At 73.0% G+C, this 17,012-nt stretch carries 16 protein-coding genes; 5 read left to right on the top strand and 11 right to left on the bottom strand.

The window, feature by feature from the left end; translation table 11 throughout:
* Positions 1 to 106 precede the first annotated feature (106 nt).
* Entirely contained in the window at positions 107 to 421 is a 315-nt protein-coding gene (locus tag ACZ6EJ_RS14740; protein WP_469267331.1) for a DUF5955 family protein, read from the bottom strand.
* A gap of 190 nt (positions 422 to 611) precedes the next feature.
* Here ACZ6EJ_RS14740 and ACZ6EJ_RS14735 point away from each other — a divergent pair, with 190 nt between their 5' ends.
* Positions 612 to 1,229 (top strand): nucleotidyltransferase family protein, encoded by a 618-nt coding sequence (locus ACZ6EJ_RS14735; protein WP_469267329.1) that lies wholly within the window; start codon positions 612 to 614, stop codon positions 1,227 to 1,229.
* Between the two features lie 237 nt (positions 1,230 to 1,466).
* A complete protein-coding gene (gene aceB, locus ACZ6EJ_RS14730; RefSeq protein ID WP_469267328.1) occupies positions 1,467 to 3,086 on the top strand; it encodes a malate synthase A in 1,620 nt (539 codons plus the stop codon).
* A gap of 70 nt (positions 3,087 to 3,156) precedes the next feature.
* On the opposite strand, the gene ACZ6EJ_RS14725 is transcribed toward aceB, so the two are convergent.
* The 10 genes from ACZ6EJ_RS14725 to ACZ6EJ_RS14680 all read right to left on the bottom strand — a co-directional run bounded on the left by ACZ6EJ_RS14725 (position 3,157) and on the right by ACZ6EJ_RS14680 (position 13,271).
* On the bottom strand, positions 3,157 to 4,686 hold the full coding sequence (locus tag ACZ6EJ_RS14725; RefSeq protein WP_469267327.1) for a YfcC family protein: 1,530 nt from the start codon (positions 4,684 to 4,686) through the stop codon (positions 3,157 to 3,159).
* A 269-nt stretch (positions 4,687 to 4,955) separates the two neighbouring features.
* The gene (locus ACZ6EJ_RS14720; protein WP_469267325.1) at positions 4,956 to 5,939 is read right to left on the bottom strand and encodes a fibronectin type III domain-containing protein; all 984 of its coding nucleotides are present in this window, start codon (positions 5,937 to 5,939) and stop codon (positions 4,956 to 4,958) included.
* A 111-nt stretch (positions 5,940 to 6,050) separates the two neighbouring features.
* Positions 6,051 to 6,734 (bottom strand): alpha/beta fold hydrolase, encoded by a 684-nt coding sequence (locus ACZ6EJ_RS14715; RefSeq protein ID WP_469267323.1) that lies wholly within the window; start codon positions 6,732 to 6,734, stop codon positions 6,051 to 6,053.
* A gap of 433 nt (positions 6,735 to 7,167) precedes the next feature.
* Positions 7,168 to 8,610, bottom strand: a complete 1,443-nt coding sequence (locus ACZ6EJ_RS14710) for a nucleobase:cation symporter-2 family protein (RefSeq protein WP_469267322.1) — start codon at positions 8,608 to 8,610, stop codon at positions 7,168 to 7,170.
* Between the two features lie 258 nt (positions 8,611 to 8,868).
* On the bottom strand, positions 8,869 to 10,257 hold the full coding sequence (locus tag ACZ6EJ_RS14705; protein WP_469267321.1) for an 8-oxoguanine deaminase: 1,389 nt from the start codon (positions 10,255 to 10,257) through the stop codon (positions 8,869 to 8,871).
* A gap of 288 nt (positions 10,258 to 10,545) precedes the next feature.
* Positions 10,546 to 11,478 carry a factor-independent urate hydroxylase gene (pucL, locus tag ACZ6EJ_RS14700; RefSeq protein WP_469267319.1) on the bottom strand — a complete coding sequence of 311 codons (933 nt, stop codon included), beginning with the start codon at positions 11,476 to 11,478 and terminating at the stop codon, positions 10,546 to 10,548.
* Between the two features lie 7 nt (positions 11,479 to 11,485).
* Positions 11,486 to 11,875 carry a hydroxyisourate hydrolase gene (gene uraH, locus ACZ6EJ_RS14695; protein ID WP_469267317.1) on the bottom strand — a complete coding sequence of 130 codons (390 nt, stop codon included), beginning with the start codon at positions 11,873 to 11,875 and terminating at the stop codon, positions 11,486 to 11,488.
* A gap of 5 nt (positions 11,876 to 11,880) precedes the next feature.
* Positions 11,881 to 12,447 carry a 2-oxo-4-hydroxy-4-carboxy-5-ureidoimidazoline decarboxylase gene (gene uraD / locus ACZ6EJ_RS14690; protein WP_469267316.1) on the bottom strand — a complete coding sequence of 189 codons (567 nt, stop codon included), beginning with the start codon at positions 12,445 to 12,447 and terminating at the stop codon, positions 11,881 to 11,883.
* A gap of 156 nt (positions 12,448 to 12,603) precedes the next feature.
* Positions 12,604 to 13,023, bottom strand: a complete 420-nt coding sequence (locus ACZ6EJ_RS14685; protein WP_469267314.1) for a helix-turn-helix domain-containing protein — start codon at positions 13,021 to 13,023, stop codon at positions 12,604 to 12,606.
* Positions 13,020 to 13,271, bottom strand: coding sequence for a hypothetical protein (locus tag ACZ6EJ_RS14680; RefSeq protein ID WP_469267313.1), 252 nt, complete (start codon positions 13,269 to 13,271; stop codon positions 13,020 to 13,022). Before ACZ6EJ_RS14680 ends, ACZ6EJ_RS14685 begins: the two co-directional genes overlap by 4 nt.
* A gap of 221 nt (positions 13,272 to 13,492) precedes the next feature.
* Between ACZ6EJ_RS14680 and ACZ6EJ_RS14675 the strand changes: the two genes are divergently transcribed.
* The 3 genes from ACZ6EJ_RS14675 to ACZ6EJ_RS14665 all read left to right on the top strand — a co-directional run bounded on the left by ACZ6EJ_RS14675 (position 13,493) and on the right by ACZ6EJ_RS14665 (position 16,963).
* On the top strand, positions 13,493 to 14,332 hold the full coding sequence (locus ACZ6EJ_RS14675; protein ID WP_469267311.1) for a TIM barrel protein: 840 nt from the start codon (positions 13,493 to 13,495) through the stop codon (positions 14,330 to 14,332).
* 88 nt (positions 14,333 to 14,420) lie between these two features.
* Complete coding sequence (locus ACZ6EJ_RS14670) at positions 14,421 to 15,314, top strand: 2-hydroxy-3-oxopropionate reductase (protein WP_469267310.1); 894 nt, start codon at positions 14,421 to 14,423, stop codon at positions 15,312 to 15,314.
* Between the two features lie 191 nt (positions 15,315 to 15,505).
* The gene (locus ACZ6EJ_RS14665; RefSeq protein WP_469267308.1) at positions 15,506 to 16,963 is read left to right on the top strand and encodes a catalase; all 1,458 of its coding nucleotides are present in this window, start codon (positions 15,506 to 15,508) and stop codon (positions 16,961 to 16,963) included.
* Positions 16,964 to 17,012: the final 49 nt, after the last annotated feature.

Genomic DNA, 17,012 nt, shown 5'->3' with positions numbered 1-17,012 from the left:
AAGGGCCGGGCGGGGTGGTGGGTGGGTTCGGTCGTTGTGGGCCGCCCCCCTCCCCCCCCCCCCGTCCCCCCCCCCGGGCCGAGGAGCCGCCGCCCCGCCGCCCCGGTCAGTCGCGCGGCGGCTCGCCGAAGAGGTCCACCGCGTTGCGCACCTCGCGCAGGGCGGCGGCCAGCGCGCTGACCGAGCCGATCGCCCCGGCGATCAGCAGCAGCGAGCGGCGCAGCCGCCAGATCTCGGGCACGCCGCCGACCGCCATGGCGTCCAGAGCGGCCAGTTCGTCCTCGGCGATCGGCCGGTCCGGGAACTCGGCGGGGACGGCGGCCAGTTCACGGCGGAGCCGGGAGACGGCCATGCGCAGCCCGACCACCCGCGGGTCCTCGCCGCTGCCGGTCACCCGTTTCTGCCCTACGCTTCGCAACACAGCATTCCCCCTCGCCCGCCGATGCGCCGCCCACTCCCCCGAACCCCGAGCCGTGACCAAGTCCCTGGGGTCGCCCGCAAGTTAACGCCATGACAGGCTGTGCGCGCCACTCCACGGACAGAAATCAGGGTGACCCCTGCGGGTGACATGCGTGTCGCGTGTGCGAACGGCTCGGTGGTATCCAGACCCCATGGCTACGGACACGGCTCAGGACGCGAAGAACCCCGAGGTCGCCGGGGTGCTGCTGGCCGCCGGGGGCGGACGCCGGCTCGGCGGACGCCCGAAGGCGCTGCTGGAGCACCGGGGCCGCCCGCTGGTCGAGCACGCGGTGCACGCGTTGCGCGCGGGCGGCTGCGGCCCGCTGCACGTGGTGCTGGGCGCGGCGGCCGACGAGGTGCGCGGCCGCGCCGATCTCACCGGTTGCTCGGTGGCGGTGAACCCCGACTGGGAGGACGGCATGGGCTCCTCGCTCCGGCTGGGCCTGGCGGCGTTGGCCGGTGCGCACGCGGACGCGGCGCTCGTCCTGCTGGTCGACCAGCCGGGCATCGGCGCGGAGGCGGTGGCGCGGGTGCGGACGGCGTACCGCTCGCGGACGAGTCTGGTGGCGGCCGCGTACGGCGGGGAGCGGGGGCATCCGGTGCTGTTCGGGGCGGACCGGTGGGCGGACGCGGCCGCGGGGGCGGTGGGCGACCGGGGGGCGCGGGAGTACCTGCGGCTCCACCGCGACGCGCTGCGGCTGGTGGAGTGCTCCGACGTGGCTCAGGCGTACGACATCGACACCCCGCGGGACCTGGAGCGGTTGGAGTGAGCGGCGGGAGGCGGCCCGGCACGCCGCGCCACGGGGGTCCCCTTCTGTCGACCCGAAGAATCTCGACATCAACAATCCATTGAACTTCCACCATGAGGAAACTACTATCCACTGGTCAGAAGCCCTCGGAACCACGGAGGGCGTCCGCGGCCGCATCCCGGAGCCATGGCACGCCGTGCCGTCCCCGGTGACGCGGCGGCCGCGGGGCGCCGCCGCCCGCTGAAGGAGTGACCGCTCATGTCCGCACCAGCGCCGTCCACGCTGGCCATCGTCGATGCCGAGCCCCTGCCGCGGCAGGAAGAGGTCCTGACCGACGCGGCCCTCGCCTTCGTGGCCGAGCTGCACCGGCGGTTCACCCCGCGCCGCGACGAGCTGCTCGCCCTGCGCGGTGAGCGCCGCGCCGAGATCGCCCGTACCTCCACGCTGGACTTCCTGCCCGAGACGGCGGCGATCCGCGCGGACGACTCCTGGAAGGTCGCGCCCGCCCCGGCGGCGCTGGAGGACCGCCGGGTGGAGATCACCGGCCCGACGGACCGCAAGATGACCGTCAACGCCCTGAACTCCGGCGCCCGGATCTGGCTCGCCGACTTCGAGGACGCCTCCGCCCCCACCTGGCAGAACGTCGTCCTCGGCCAGCTCAACCTCATCGACGCCTACGAGCGCCGCATCGACTTCACCGATCCGGGGTCCGGCAAGTCGTACGCGCTGAAGCCCGCCGGCGACCTCGCCACGGTCGTCATGCGCCCGCGCGGCTGGCACCTGGCGGAGCGCCACCTCCAGGTGGACGGCGTCCCGGTGCCCGGCGCGCTCGTCGACTTCGGCCTCTACTTCTTCCACAACGCCCAGCGGTTGCTCGACCTCGGCAGGGGCCCGTACTTCTACCTCCCGAAGACGGAGTCGCACCTGGAGGCCCGTCTCTGGAACGACGTGTTCGTCTTCGCCCAGGAGTACGTCGGCATCCCGCAGGGCACGGTCCGCGCGACGGTCCTGATCGAGACGATCACCGCGGCGTACGAGATGGAGGAGATCCTCTACGAGCTGCGCGAGCACGCCTCCGGGCTCAACGCCGGCCGCTGGGACTACCTCTTCTCCATCGTCAAGAACTTCCGCGACGGCGGGCCCGCGTTCGTCCTGCCGGACCGCAACGCGGTGACGATGACCGCCCCGTTCATGCGGGCGTACACCGAACTCCTGGTCCGCACCTGCCACAAGCGCGGTGCGCACGCGATCGGCGGCATGGCGGCCTTCATCCCCTCACGCCGCGACGCCGAGGTCAACAAGGTGGCCTTCGAGAAGGTCAAGGCCGACAAGGACCGCGAGGCCCGCGACGGCTTCGACGGCTCCTGGGTCGCCCACCCCGACCTGGTCCCGATCGCCCTGGCCTCCTTCGACGCGGTCCTCGGCGACAGGCCGAACCAGAAGGACCGGCTGCGCGAGGACGTCTCCGTGGCCGCGGGCGACCTGATCGCCATCGGCTCCCTGGACGCCAAGCCCACCTACGAGGGCCTGCGCAACGCCGTCGCGGTCGGCATCCGCTACATCGAGGCGTGGCTGCGGGGCCTCGGCGCGGTCGCCATCTTCAACCTGATGGAGGACGCGGCCACCGCCGAGATCTCCCGCTCCCAGATCTGGCAGTGGATCAACGCGGACGTCGTCTTCGAGAACGGCGAGCACGCCACCGCGGAGCTGGCCCGCAAGGTCGCGGCCGAGGAACTGGCCGCGATCCGCGAGGAGATCGGCGAGGACGCCTTCGCCTCCGGCCGGTGGCAGCAGGCCCACGACCTCCTGCTCCAGGTCTCCCTGGACCAGGACTACGCGGACTTCCTGACCCTGCCCGCCTACGAGCGACTGCGCTGACCCACACGGACGGGCCCCGCTCCCCGCACCGGGAGCGGGGCCCCGCGCGCTCAGGCGTCGCAGGCCCCCCTCACGTCCACACCGCCCCCAGCGCCAGGAACCCGCAGACCAGCACGGCCAGGATCGCCAGCAGCGGCCAGACGAACCGGAGGTACCGGTCGTAGCCGATCCTCGCCAGCGCCACGCCGCCGATGGTGACCGCCGTCGTCGGGGCCCACAGGTTCGTCCAGCCGCTCGCCGCCTGCCATGCCGTCACCACGACGGCGCGGGAGACGCCCGCGAAGTCCGCGAGGGGGGCCAGGACCGGCATGGCGAGGGTGGCGTGGCCGGAGGTGGAGGGGATGAGGAAGGCCAGCGGCAGGTTGACGAGGAAGACGAACACCGCGAACAGCGCCGACGACGTCCCCGAGACCATGCCCTCGATCGAGTGCAGCACGGTGTCGGTGATCCGGGCGTTGTTCATGATGACCGTGACGCCGCGGGCGAGGACGATCACGAGCGCCGGTGAGATGAAGTCGGCCGCGCCCTGGACGATCGTCGCGCTGAGGCGCTGTTCGCCGAACCGGGCGACGAGGCCGACCAGGACCGCCGCGACCAGGAAGAGTGCGGCCAGTTGCGGGAAGGACCAGCCCAGTTCGAAACCGTACGGGGCGGCCTCGGCGTCGCCGGTGAGGGCGCCGGACCACGGGACGACCGAGAAGATCATGAAGGCGAAGACCAGCGCGACCAGCGCCAGGACGACCTGGTGGAGCCGGGTCAGCGGGGGCGGTTCGGCCGTGCGCGCCGCGTCGTGGTCCCGGTCGCCGGGCAGGAAGCCGGACAGCGAGCGCTCGGGGTCGCGGCGGACCCGGTTGGCGTACCGGACGACGTAGGCGATGGTCACCGCCGTCAGGACGATCCACATCAGGGCGCGCAGCGCGATGCCGTCGCCGAGCGAGACGCCGGCGGCGGAGGAGGCGACGCCGGTGGCGAAGGGGTTGACCGTGGAGCAGAGCACTCCGGTCCCCGCGCCCAGGATGATCGCCCCGGTGGCCACCATGCGGTCGTAGCCGAGCGCCAGCATGAGCGGGATGACCAGGCCGTAGAAGCCGAGCGTCTCCTCCGCGAAGCCCTCGACCGTGCCGAGCAGGGCGAAGACGAGCATCACCCCGGCGATCAGCAGCGCTCCCCGGTCGCGCAGCCGGTGGGCGAGGCGGCCGATGCCCCGGTCCAGGGCGCCGGTGGCGAAGACCACCGTGATGAACGCGCCGATGGCGAGCACGAACAGGAACACGCCCGCGCTGCCGTACAGTTCGCCGGCCAGTCCCGGCCCGACCTCGCCCGTCCGCGCGTCCTGGACGCCGTAGAGGCCGTTGACCGGGGCGAGGAAGAGGTCGTCGAGGCGGTCGGCGGCGCTCCGGTCGGAGTCGACGCGGTGGTACGTGCCCTGGAGCGGAGCCCCGTCCGCGTCGCGCTCGTAGGCGCCGGGCGGGATCAGGAAGGCCAGGGTCCACACGGCGAGCGTGACGACGGCGAGGACGGTGAGGGCGCTGGGGAAGGCGAACCCCTTGCGGGCCGGCGGCTCCTCCCCCGGCGTGTGGCGGGTGTCCGCCGCGGTCATCCCCCGCCCCCCTCGGACCGGTCCGAGGGGGGCCCGTACGCCGTCGCGGGCGGCCTACGGGATGCCGAACGGGTGAAGGGGCCCCGGACGGGTGACGCGCGGGGCCGGCGCGTCGCCGGGGCGGCGGCCGGGTCCGCGGTCGGCGCGTCGGCCCGCGTGCTCAGGTCCATGGTGCAACCCCTTGTTCCTCGTGTTCTCCGTGGTGCCGCGGTGCGAGGTTCTGGGATCAATGGACCACGAGGCGCGGGCCGCCGCACGCCTGCGGGGCGTCAGCCGGGGAGGACGACCGTCCGCTGGGCGGAGAAGTCGCCCCACTTGCCGTCCGGGAGCTTGGCCCTGAGCTTCACGGAGTAGCGGGTGCCGGGCGGGTCGGACAGGGTGAGCCGGTAGGTGGCCCGCCCCTTGGGCGGCGGGCCGCCCCAGACGATGGTGGTGGTCGGCCTGCCGTTCAGGTACAGCTCGTACGCGGGGATCTCCCCGCCCGTCTCGGGCTGGTCCCAGGACAGGTCGACGGCGAACAGCGCGCCCTCCTTGCCGACCCCGGCGCGCAGCCCGGTGGGGGCGGTGCTCGCGGGGGCGCCGGGGGCCGAGGCGGTGGTGAGGTCGACGGCGTTGCTGTCGGACGAGGACTTGTCGGAGGCGTCGCGGGCGCGGACGGTGAAGGTGTAGACGGTCCCCGGACGCAGTCCGGTCACCTTCGCCGTGGTCGCGGTCCCCGGCACGCTGTGGACGCGGGAGTCCTCCTGGTAGATGTCGTACGAGGTGACGCCCACGTCGTCCTTGGCCGCCCGCCAGGCGAGGGTGGCCGCGCGCCCGCCATCGGCCGTGCCCGTCAGCTTCGCCGGCACGGTGGGCGGCTCGTCGTCGCGGGGCGGGGTGGCCTGGGTGGTGACCGGTACGGCGGCGCTGGGCTCGGAGAGGTTCCCGGCGGCGTCCTTGGCCCGGACGCTGAAGGCGTAGTCGGTCGAGGGCTTCAGCCCGGTCACGTCGATCATGCGCTTGGCCGCCGGTACGGAGAGGACCTTGGTCTTCCCGCGGTAGACCTCGTAGCCGGCGACCGCCTTGTCGTCGGAGGCGGGCTCCCACATGACGTGCACCGCGGTGGAGCTGCTGGCCTGCGCGGTCACGCCGTCGGGGGTGGTCGGGCTTCGCGTGTCGGCGTCGGCGCCGGCTCCGCCGCCGCACGCGGTGAGGGAGGCCAGCAGCAGGGCGGCGGAGCAGGCCAGCACGGCCGAGGTGGGGGGGCGTTGCACGGGGGTGCCTTCCGTCCGGACAGCAATGGTCCAGACCTGTATGACACGGCGTGGGGGCCGCCGACAAGGGGCGGGCCGCCACCCTTCCGCTATGTGCCGGTGTGCGCCGCCTCAGCTCGTGAAGAACTCCGTGATGTGCGAGGCCACCTGGTCGGCGCGGGTCTGGTGCATCCGGTGGCCGCCCGGCACGGTGACCAGCCGGCAGTCCGGGACGAGGGAGGCCATGTCGCCCTGCCGGTCCTGCTCCATCGTGCTCTCCGGCCCGCCGCTGATGATCATCGTCGGCGCGACGATGTCCCCGAGGCCCTCGGCGGCGTCCGGGCCCGGATCGGCGAGTTGGGCGCGTACGGCGGGCACCGCGTTCTCGTCGTAGTCCACCGGGCCCTCGGGCCGCCCCGCCGGGCCCGGATCGCCGGGGAAGGGCGCCGGGGTCTCCACCAGCACCAGCCGCTCCACCCGGTCGGAGTGCTCCTGGGCCACCAGCCGGGCGACGGCGCCGCCCATGCCGTGGCCGACGAGGCCGACCCGGTCCAACTCCAGCTCGTCGAGGAAGCCCACGACGTCCTCGGCCATCAGCTCCAGGTCGTACGCGTCGGGCCAGTCGCTCTCGCCGTGGCCGCGCAGGTCGAGGGCGAAGACCCGCCACTCCTGGCCCAGCACGGCGCCGGCCGCCTCCCAGTCCGCGGCCGAGCCGCCCAGGCCGTGCAGCAGCACGACGGGCGACCCGTACGAGTCGCCCCAGGCCCGGTACGCGAGGCGCACGTCGCCGACATCCACAACCGACTGATCTTCCATGCCCCTGACGCTACAGCCGCCCTGCCCCGGTCCGCCGCCGGGCCCCCGGCGGGGCGGGTCCGGGCGGGCGGCCGCGGCGCGGCGGTCCGGGCGCGTGGGTCCGGGTGCCGTCCGGTCCGGGCGTGGGTCCGGGTGCCGTCCGGTCCGGGCGTGGGTCCGGGTGCCGTCCGGTCCGGGCGTGGGTCCGGGTGCCGTCCGGTCCGGGCGTGGGTCCGGGTGCCGTGTGGTCCGAGCGCGTGCGGTCCGGGCGTGCGGTCCGGGCGCGTGGGGTTCCGCGCCCTGCCGTCTCGCTCCCGTACTCCTCGCCGCGCCGCGCCGACCGGCCGCACCGGCACGGCGATACGGCGATACGGCGATACGGCGATACGGCGATACGGCGGCACGGCGATACGGCGGCACGGCGGCAGCGCTGCCGGGGCCGCCGGTCGCGTGGTCAGTGGACCCCCACCCCCGCGGCGGCCGGCACCACGTGCTCGCCGTTCGACGGGTCGGCGTCCTCGGCCTCCTGTCCGCGGCCCAGGTGGTTGAAGGCGAGGTTCAGCACGATCGCCACCACGCAGCCGGTGGAGATGCCCGAGTCGAGGACGACCAGCAGATCCTTCGGGAAGGCGTGGTAGAACTCCGGCGCGGCGATCGGTATCAGGCCGATGCCGACGGCGGCGGCGACGATCAGGGCGTTCTCGCCCTTCTCCAGGGCGGCGGTGGCCAGGGTCTGGATGCCGCTGGCCGCGACCGTCCCGAACAGGACGATGCCCGCGCCGCCGAGGACCGGCAGCGGGACGAGGGCGATGACCGAGGCGGCGACCGGGACCAGGCCGAGGACGATCAGGATCACGCCGCCCGCCGCGACGACGAAGCGGCTGCGGATCCTGGTCATGGCGACGAGGCCGACGTTCTGCGCGAAGGCACTGCACATGAAGCCGTTGAACAGCGGGCTGAGGGCGCTGCCCAGGGTGTCGGCGCGCAGTCCTCCCTCGATGGCCTTCTCGTCCGCCGGGCGGCCGACGATCTTGCCGAGCGCCAGCATGTCCGCGGTGGACTCGGTCATGCAGACCAGCATCACGATGCACATGGAGACGATGGCGGCGATCTCGAACTGCGGGCCGCCGAAGGCGAACGGCGTGGGGAACCCGACGACGTCGGCGTCGCGGATGGCGGAGAAGTCCGTGATGCCGGCCGGGACCGCGATGAGCGTGCCGACGACCAGGCCGAGCAGGATGGCGATCTGCTGGAGGAAGCCGCGCAGCAGCCTGCGCAGGGCCAGCACGATCACCAGGGTCACGGCGGCCATGGTGATGTTGGTCATCGAACCGTAGTCGTCGGCCGCCGCGTTGCCGCCCTGGGACCAGTTGAAGGCCACCGGCAGCAGCGAGACGCCGATCAGGGTGATGACGGTGCCGGTGACGACGGGCGGGAAGAAGCGGACCAGTTTGCAGAAGTAGGGGGCGAGGACGAAGCCGAACACGCTCGCCACGATGATCGCGCCGAAGATGACCGCGATGCCGTCGTGCCCCCGGTCCTTGCCGATCGCGATCATCGGGGCGACGCCGGCGAACGAGACGCCGTTGACGAACGGCAGCCGGGCGCCGACGCGCCAGAAGCCGATGGTCTGGAGGAGGGTGGCTATGCCGGCGGTGAACAGGCTCGCCCCCATCAGGAAGGCGGTCTCCGCGGCGGTGAGGCCGACGGCCGGTCCCACGATGAGCGGCGGGGCCACCACGCCCGCGTACATGGCGGCGACGTGCTGGAGGCCGCTGGTGAACATCCTCAGCGGCGGGAGCATCTCGTCGACCGGGTGCTTCCGGTCGGTTCCGGCGTCGGTGACGGCATCGGCGGTTGCCTCTGCGTCCTTGTGAAACCTGGGCTTGGCGGCCACGGCGGTTCCTCCGGTCGGTTACGCGTCGTCGGCGACGCGGGTGTCAGGGAGGTGGTGCGTAGGAGTGCGGCGGTGCGGCTCTCTCCGGCGGTTCGGGTCGTGCGGCCGGCACGGTGGGGGCGCGTGCGGGCAGGGCGGGTCGCCGGTCCGGCGGGCGCGCTCGGCGCGTCCGCCGGACCGGTTGCCGCGGACCCCGCTCGGGTCCGCGGCGGCCGGGCGAGGGCCGTCCCCCTCGGCCGGCCGGTCGGGGCGCCGGGGTCAGGCCCCGGCGGCGATGCGCGCGAGGCGGCGGGCCTCGTCGCGGGTGGCGCGGGCGACGGCGTCCTCGTCCACCGTGACCAGGTGGCCGTCCTCGACGACCGGTACGCCGTCCACGAGGGAGAGGGTCACCGGGGCGGCCGCACCGAGGACCAGGGCGGCCACCGGGTCGGCGATCGAGGAGTGGGCCAGGGTGTCCAGCTTCCACAGGACGAGGTCGGCGAGCTTGCCGGGCTCCAGGGAGCCGATCTGGTCGGCGCGGCCCAGCACCCGCGCCCCGCCGAAGGTGCCCATGCGCAGCGCCTGACGGGTGGTCAGGGCGGCCTCGCGGTGGGCGCCCAGGCGGTTGACGAGCAGGGCGTTGCGCAGTTCGGTGTGGAGTTCGCCGGACTCGTTCGAGGCGGTGCCGTCCACGCCGAGGCCGACCGGGACGCCCGCCGCGAGCAGGTCGGGGACCCGTGCGATGCCCGCGGCGAGGCGGGCGTTGGAGGACGGGCAGTGGGCGACGCCCGTACCCGTGCGGGCGAAGGCGGCTATGTCGGAGTCGTTCATGTGGACGCAGTGGGCCATCCACACGTCCTCGCCGAGCCAGCCGGTGGACGCGAAGTACTCGGTCGGGCCCATCGCGAACAGCTCCTTGCAGAACTGCTCCTCCTCGACGGTCTCCGAGCCGTGGGTGTGCAGGCGCACGCCTTTGCGGCGGGCCAACTCGGCCCCCTGTCGCATCAGTTCGGTGGAGACGGAGAACGGGGAGCAGGGTGCGACGGCGACCTGCGTCATGGCGTCGAAGGAGGCGTCGTGATGGGCGTCGACGGTGGCCTCGGTGGCGGCGAGCGCGTCGGCGAGGGTCTCGACGGCGAAGTCCGGGGGCAGGCCGCCGTCCTTCTCGCCGCGGTCCATGGAACCGCGGGCGAGGGTGAACCGCACGCCCGTCTCGCGGGCGGCCCCGATGATCGCGCCGGACAGGTCGCCGGAGCCACGGGGGTGGATGTAGTGGTGGTCCATGGCGGTGGTGACGCCGCCGCGGGCCATCATGGCGAGCGAACCCCGGGCGGCGGCGCGGACCATCGGCTCGTCGATGCGCGCCCAGGTCGGGTAGAGGGCCACCAGCCAGTCGAAGAGGTTGTGGTCGGTGGCCAGGCCGCGGGTGATCCACTGGTAGAAGTGGTGGTGGGTGTTGACCAGGCCGGGCGTCGCGAGGTGTCCGGTGGCGTCGACGCGCCGGACGACCCCGGCCAGGCCCTCGGGCGCCGGGCCGGCCCCCACGGACTCGATGCGGTTGCCCGCCACGACGATGTGCCCGGACGCGTACTCCGTGTCGCGGGCGTCCACGGTGGCGATCGCGCAGTTCTCGATGACGAGGCGCTGAGGGTCTGCCGACGTTGCCATGGGGGTTCCTTCTCTCTCTGCGGCGATGCGGGCACGGCAGGACCCCGGGAGGATGCGGGCGCCTGGGCGGTGGAGGAGACGGTGGGGCGTGGCCGCGGGCGGAGGCCGGGCCGCCCGGAGGTGGACGCCGCGTCGGACGAAGGGGCCGGGCGGACCGCCGTACGGATCACGGGCGGCGGGGTCGCGCTCGGGCCTCGGGCCGGCCCCGGCGCGGGTCGCACGGCGCTCGCTCCGGGGCGGCCGGCCCCCGCCCGGCGGCGGGCGGACGGAGGCCGGTTCGGGGCCGCGTCAGAGGTTGGTCATGTCGACCGGGATCCTCGGCTCGACGCCGTCCCGGAGGACGGTGGCCTCGATCAGGCCGTAGGGGCGGTCGGCGGCGAAGTAGACGGCCCCGTCCGCGGTGTCGTTCTTGAGGCCGAACGGTTCGAGGTCCACCAGGAAGTGGTGGTTGTTCGGCAGCGAGAAGCGGATCTCGTCGATCTCGCCGCGGCTCTCGATGATGCGCGAGCCCATCTGGTACAGGGTCTGCTGGAGCGAGAGGGAGTAGGTCTCGGCGAAGGCGTGGAGCATGTGCTTGCGCGCCTGCGCGTAGGACCTCTCCCAGTTGGGCGCGCGCTGTTCGTCGCTGGTCCAGTTGTAGCGCCACTTGGCGGAGACGTCCGTGGCCAGGATGCGGTCGTACGCCTCCTTGAGCGTGGTGTACCTGTCCTTGACGTAGCCCCAGAACTCGGAGTTGGTCGAGTTCAGCACGGTCAGGTCCTTGAGCCCGGAGACGACCTCCCACGCCCGGCCGTCGTAGGTGACCTGCGTGGTGCGTATCTCCTGGCCCTTGCGGACGAAGGAGTGCTTGACGTCGTCGGCGCCGATGAACCGGGAGTTGGCCTCGGAGGTCTCGATGCGCTCCCAGGCGTACTCCTCGATCCGGATGCGGGCCCGGTGGATCGGTTCCTGCGAGGAGACGAAGTGGCGGGCGAGGTGGATGCCGAACTGCTCGGCGGACTCGATGCCGTACTCCTTGGCGAACGCGAACACCGTGTTCTTGGTGGTGTCGGTCGGCAGGACGTTGGCGTTGGAGCCGGAGTAGTGCACGTCGTCCATGTCGCCGGAGAGCGCCACCGAGACGTTGAGGTCCTTGATGTGGTGGGTGTCGCCGTCCCGCACGATCTTGACGACGCGGTTCTCTGCCTTGCCGTACTGGTTCTGGCCGAGCATCGTGGGCATGTCGGTGCTAGCTCCCTCGGTAAACGGAGTAGCCGAACGGGTTGAGCAGCAGCGGTACGTGGTAGTGCTCCCCCGGACGGACCGCGAACGCGACCGCCACCTCGGGGAAGAACGCGCCGCTGTCCCTTACGCGGGGGGCGTCCTGCCGCGCCTCGGCTTGCTTCTGGGAAAAGTACGCCTCGGTGTCGAAGGCCAGGCGTACGTGGGTGGTGCCCTCCGGCAGCGCCGGCAGGTCCGTGCAGCGCCCGTCCGCGTCGGTCGCCGACGCGCCGAGCCGCACGTACGGCGCGTCGCCGCCGCCGCGGGCGGCGAGCGACACGGAGACCTCCGCGGCGGGGCGGCCGATGCTGGTGTCCAGGATGTGGGTGGACACCGATGCGGTCGTGTCGGTGCTCAAGGCCGTCACTCTCCTCGTTCTGGGACGTCCGGTGCGGCAGGGGTCCGTGCGGCGGTCTCCGGTGCGAGGGTCTCCCGCACCAGGCGGTCCAGCCGGACGCGGTTGATCCTGCCCAGCTCGGTGCGCACGATCTCCCGTTCCCGCTCGGGGGAGTTGCCGATCCGGGATCTCACCGCGTCGCGCATCTGCTCACCGGTGGCGCCGGTGGCGCAGAAGAGGAAGACGTGTCCGAACCGCTCCTGGTAGGCCAGGTTCAGTTCGAGCATCTCGGTCCTCAGCTCGTCGGAGGCGCCGGCCATCCCCCGCTGTTCGCGGGAGGAGACCGGGTCGCCGGGGGTCGGCCGGCCGATCGGCGGGTGGCCCGCCATCGCCTCGGCCAGGTCCTCGGCGGCAAGGCCGGCCAGGGCTGTGTCACTCGCGGAGAACAGGGCCTCCTCGGTGGCGTACGGCCGCCCGGCGAGGACGCCGCCAGTCCATGCCGCGCTGGCGCAGACCTCGCGGAGTACGGAAGCGGCCTCGTCGTCCGCCAGGGTGTTGAACCGGGCGAGGCCCGGTGGGGAACTCGACGTCACGGGAGCCTCCGTGGCTCGTTCTTCGCTGTGCGTTGTTCGGGCTGCGGACAGCTAACGCCCTCCGCAACACGACGTCAACAGTTTGTTGAAATCTCGCGAACGAAGAAAGCCGCCGTCCACGCTTCCGGACGGCGGCTTTCTTCGGGCACCGGTCAACTACTCGCCGTTGGCCGCGTGTTCCCTGTTCAGGTAGTTGTACACGGTGAAGCGGCTGACGCCCAGGGCGCTCGCCACGGTCTCCACTCCGTGCCGCACGGAGAAGGCGCCGCGCGCCTCCAGCGTCCGCACGACGGACTGCTTGGCCCTGCGGTCCAGCTCCGCGAGCGGCATCCCGTGCCGCCGCTCCAACGCGGCCAGGATGCGGTCGAGCGAGTCGGAGAGCTGGGGCAGGCGTACGGCGACGACGTCCCGGCCCTCCCACGCGAGCACCACGTCGTCCGGCCCGGCGCGGCCCGGCCCCAGCAGCTCCGCCCCCATCGCGTCCACGAGCGGCTTGAGCGCGCGGACGAGCGGGTGGTCCAGGGGCGCGGGAGGATGGTCGGGCGCGACCGGGGGGCGATCGGCGGACTCGGTCACGGCGCGCCCCCCTCGACCACGTTGACCTGGAGGGAGACCCGCGTGGCGCCCGAGGCCAGGGCCCGGCGCAGCAGGGCGTCCACGGCGGCGAGCACGTCGTCCGCGCGCCCTTCGGCGGTGTTGCCGAACGGGCCGACGTCGACGGCGTCCAACTCCGCGCTCTGGATCACCTCGCGGGCCGCCACCGCGTGTGCGGGCGCCTCGTCGAGATCGAAGGGCTCGGTGGTGCATTCGACCCTCAAGCGCACTGTGCCTCCCTGATGTCCTCGCCGCGGACGGGTGCCCCCGCCCGCTCGGCCCCGACTGTAACCGCTGGGCCGCGCCCGTCCGGGCCCGAGCGCGGCCCGCCCGCGCGGGCCGCGGCGGAGGGATTTCCCCCGCACCCCCTTGACAGCCTCCCCACCTCACCGGCAACCTTCCGGTAAGCAGAAACTAACTTCCGCAATACGGAAGGAGTGCCGAACCCCTCATGGGATACCCGGACCAGCGCTTCGATGTGAACCTCTCGATCCTCTTCACGGAACTCCCGCTCCTGGAGCGCCCCGCGGCAGCCGCCGCGGCGGGCTTCACCGCGGTCGAGCTGTGGTGGCCCTGGATCGAGACCCCCACCCCGCCGCAGGCCGAACTCGACGCCCTCAAGAGGGCGCTCGACGAGGCGGGGACCCGGTTGGCCGGGCTGAACTTCTACGCCGGACGACTGCCCGGCCCCGACCGCGGCGCGCTCTCGGTGCCCGGCGCGGAGTCGGACCGCTTCCGGGCCAACATCGACGTGGCGGCCGGCTTCGCCGCCTCGGTGGGCTGCACGGCGCTCAACGCGCTGTACGGCAACCGCGTTCCGGGCGTGGACCCGGCGGCGCAGGACGCGCTCGCCCTGGAGAACCTGGTCCTGGCCGCCCGCGCGGCCGACCGGATCGGGGCCGTCCTCCTCGTCGAGGCCCTCAACGCGCCGGAGTCGCCGCACTACCCGCTGGTCGGCGCGTCGGCCGCGATCGAGGTCGTCGACCGGGTCAACGCGGCGACGGGGCTGGGGAACGCCGAGTTCCTGCTGGACCTCTACCACCTCGCGATGAACGGCGAGGACCTGAGCCAGGTCATCGCGGCCCACGCGCCGAAGACCGGCCACGTCCAGATCGCCGACAGTCCGGGGCGCGGCGCGCCGGGCACCGGAACGCTCCCCCTGGAGCGGCTCCTCGACGAGTTGAGGGACGCGGGGTACGCGGGCTGGGTCGGCCTGGAGTACAAGCCGGGCGACCGGCCGAGCGCGGACAGCTTCGACTGGCTCCCGGCGGCGGCCCGAGCCGCGCGCTGACGGCACGCCACCAGCCGCCGCGACCGGGGCGGACGGCCGGGGAAGCCCGGCTCCCTCACGTACGCACGTTTCCCAGGAAGGCACCCTCATGAGCGACAACCTCCCCAAGGTGGCGTGGATCGGCCTCGGCATCATGGGCTCCCCCATGTCCGAGAACCTGATCAAGGCCGGTTACGACGTCACCGGGTACACCCTGGAGCGGGCCAAGATCGAGCGGCTGGAGGCGGCCGGCGGCGCCGGCGCCTCCTCGATCGCGGAGGCGGTCCGGGACGCGGACGTCGTGATCACGATGGTGCCCGCCTCCCCGCAGGTCGAGGCCGTCGCCTACGGCCCCGACGGCATCCTGGAGAACGCCCGGCGCGGCGCGCTGCTGGTGGACATGTCCTCCATCACCCCGCAGACCTCCGTCGACCTCGCCCGGAACGCGGCCGGGAAGGGCGTCCGGGTCCTGGACGCGCCGGTCTCCGGCGGGGAGGCCGGGGCCGTCGAGGCGGTCCTGTCCATCATGGTCGGCGGCGAACAGGCGGACTTCGACGCCGCGAAGCCGCTGCTGGAAGCGCTCGGCCGGACGATCGTCCGATGCGGCCCGCACGGCTCCGGCCAGACGGTGAAGGCGGCCAACCAGTTGATCGTCGCGGTCAACATCCAGGCCTGCGCCGAGGCCGTGGTCTTCCTGGAGAAGTCCGGGGTCGACCTCGCCGCCGCGCTGGACGTGCTGAGCGGCGGCCTGGCCGGCTCGACCGTGCTGGCCCGCAAGAGGGACAACTTCCTCAAGCGGGACTTCACCCCCGGCTTCCGGATCGACCTGCACCACAAGGACATGGGCATCGTCACCGACGCCGCCCGCGACGTCGGCGCGGCCCTGCCGGTCGGCGGCGTGGTCGCCCAACTGGTCGCCTCGCTGCGCGCCCAGGGCGACGGCGGGTTGGACCACTCGGCGCTGCTGCGCTCGGTCGAGCGGCTGTCCGGCTCGCAGGTCTGACCCCTCCCCCGGCCCCGTGCGGGGGCCCTCGAACTCCGGGTCGCGGTGGCGCCGACACCTGTCCTGTCGCGCCCAGGCGCCGCCGCGGCCCGGACCCACCTCTTCGATTTCAACAAACTGTTGACGCCGCTTCACGGCGAACCTACGCTCCACAAGCCGTCAGCAGCCCGTACGAAAGGTCACCCCGCCCCATGGCTAAGCGTGTGCTCACGACCGAGTCAGGCGCCCCGGTCGCCGACAACCAGAACTCCGCCACCGCCGGCGCCGGCGGACCGATCCTCCTCCAGGACCAGCACCTCCTGGAGAAGCTCGCGCGCTTCAACCGTGAGCGCATCCCGGAGCGCGTGGTCCACGCCCGAGGCTCGGGCGCGTACGGGCACTTCGAGGTCACCGACGACGTCACCCGCTTCACCCGCGCCGACTTCCTCGCCGAGGTAGGCCGCCGCACCGAGACGTTCGTCCGCTTCTCGACCGTCGCCGACTCGCTCGGCGGCGCGGACGCGGTCCGCGACCCGCGCGGCTTCGCCGTCAAGTTCTACACGGCCGAGGGCAATTACGACCTGGTGGGGAACAACACCCCGGTGTTCTTCGTCAAGGACCCGGTCAAGTTCCCCGACTTCATCCACTCGCAGAAGCGCGACCCGTTCACGGGCCGGCAGGAGCCGGACAACGTCTGGGACTTCTGGGCGCACTCCCCCGAGGCGACGCACCAGGTCACGTGGTTGATGGGCGACCGGGGCATCCCGGCCTCGTACCGCCACATGAACGGCTACGGCTCGCACACCTACCAGTGGACGAACGCCGAGGGCGAGGCGTTCTTCGTCAAGTACCACTTCAAGACGGACCAGGGCGTGCGGTCGCTCTCCAGCGAGCAGGCCGCCGAACTCGTCGGCCGGGACGCCGCCTCGCACCAGACGGACCTGCTCCAGGCCATCGAGCGGGGCGTCAACCCCTCCTGGACGCTGTACGTCCAGGTCATGCCGGCCGCCGAGGCCGCCGGCTACCGCTTCAACCCGTTCGATGTCACCAAGGTGTGGCCGCACGCCGACCACCCCCTCCAGCGGGTCGGCCGGCTGGTGCTGGACCGCAACCCGGACAACGTGTTCGCGGAGGTCGAGCAGGCCGCGTTCTCCCCGAACAACTTCGTCCCCGGCATCGGCCCGTCCCCGGACAAGATGCTCCAGGGCCGCCTGTTCGCCTACGCGGACGCGCACCGCTACCGCCTGGGCGTCAACCACACCCAGCTCCCGGTCAACGCCCCCAGGGCGGCGAAGGCGGACAACTACGGCCGCGACGGGCTGCACGCCACCCGCTACGGCGCGCGCCACGACAAGAACTACGAGCCCAACTCGTACGCGGGTCCCGCGCAGAGCGGCGCGGCGCTCGGCGCCCCGCTCGCGGTCCACGGCTGGACGGGGACCCACGAGGCGCCCGCGCACGCCAAGGACGACGACTTCTTCCAGGCGGGTGAACTCTTCCGCCTCATGTCGGAGGACGAGAAGGAGCGCCTGGTCGCGAACATCGCGGGCGGCCTCGCGCGGGTCGGCCGGGACGACGTGGTCGAGAAGAACATCGCCCACTTCCGCGCCGCCGACCCCGACTACGGCAGGCGCGTCGAGGAGGCGGTCCACGCCCTGCGCGAGGACTGACACCGACCGCCCCGCGAGCCCTGCCCGTACCGCGCACCCGGATGAGGGG

The organism is Streptomyces sp. NPDC041970 (genome assembly GCF_055588985.1).
The sequence above is the reverse complement of the archived record's forward strand: the minus strand, read 5'-3'. Positions and strand labels throughout refer to the sequence as shown.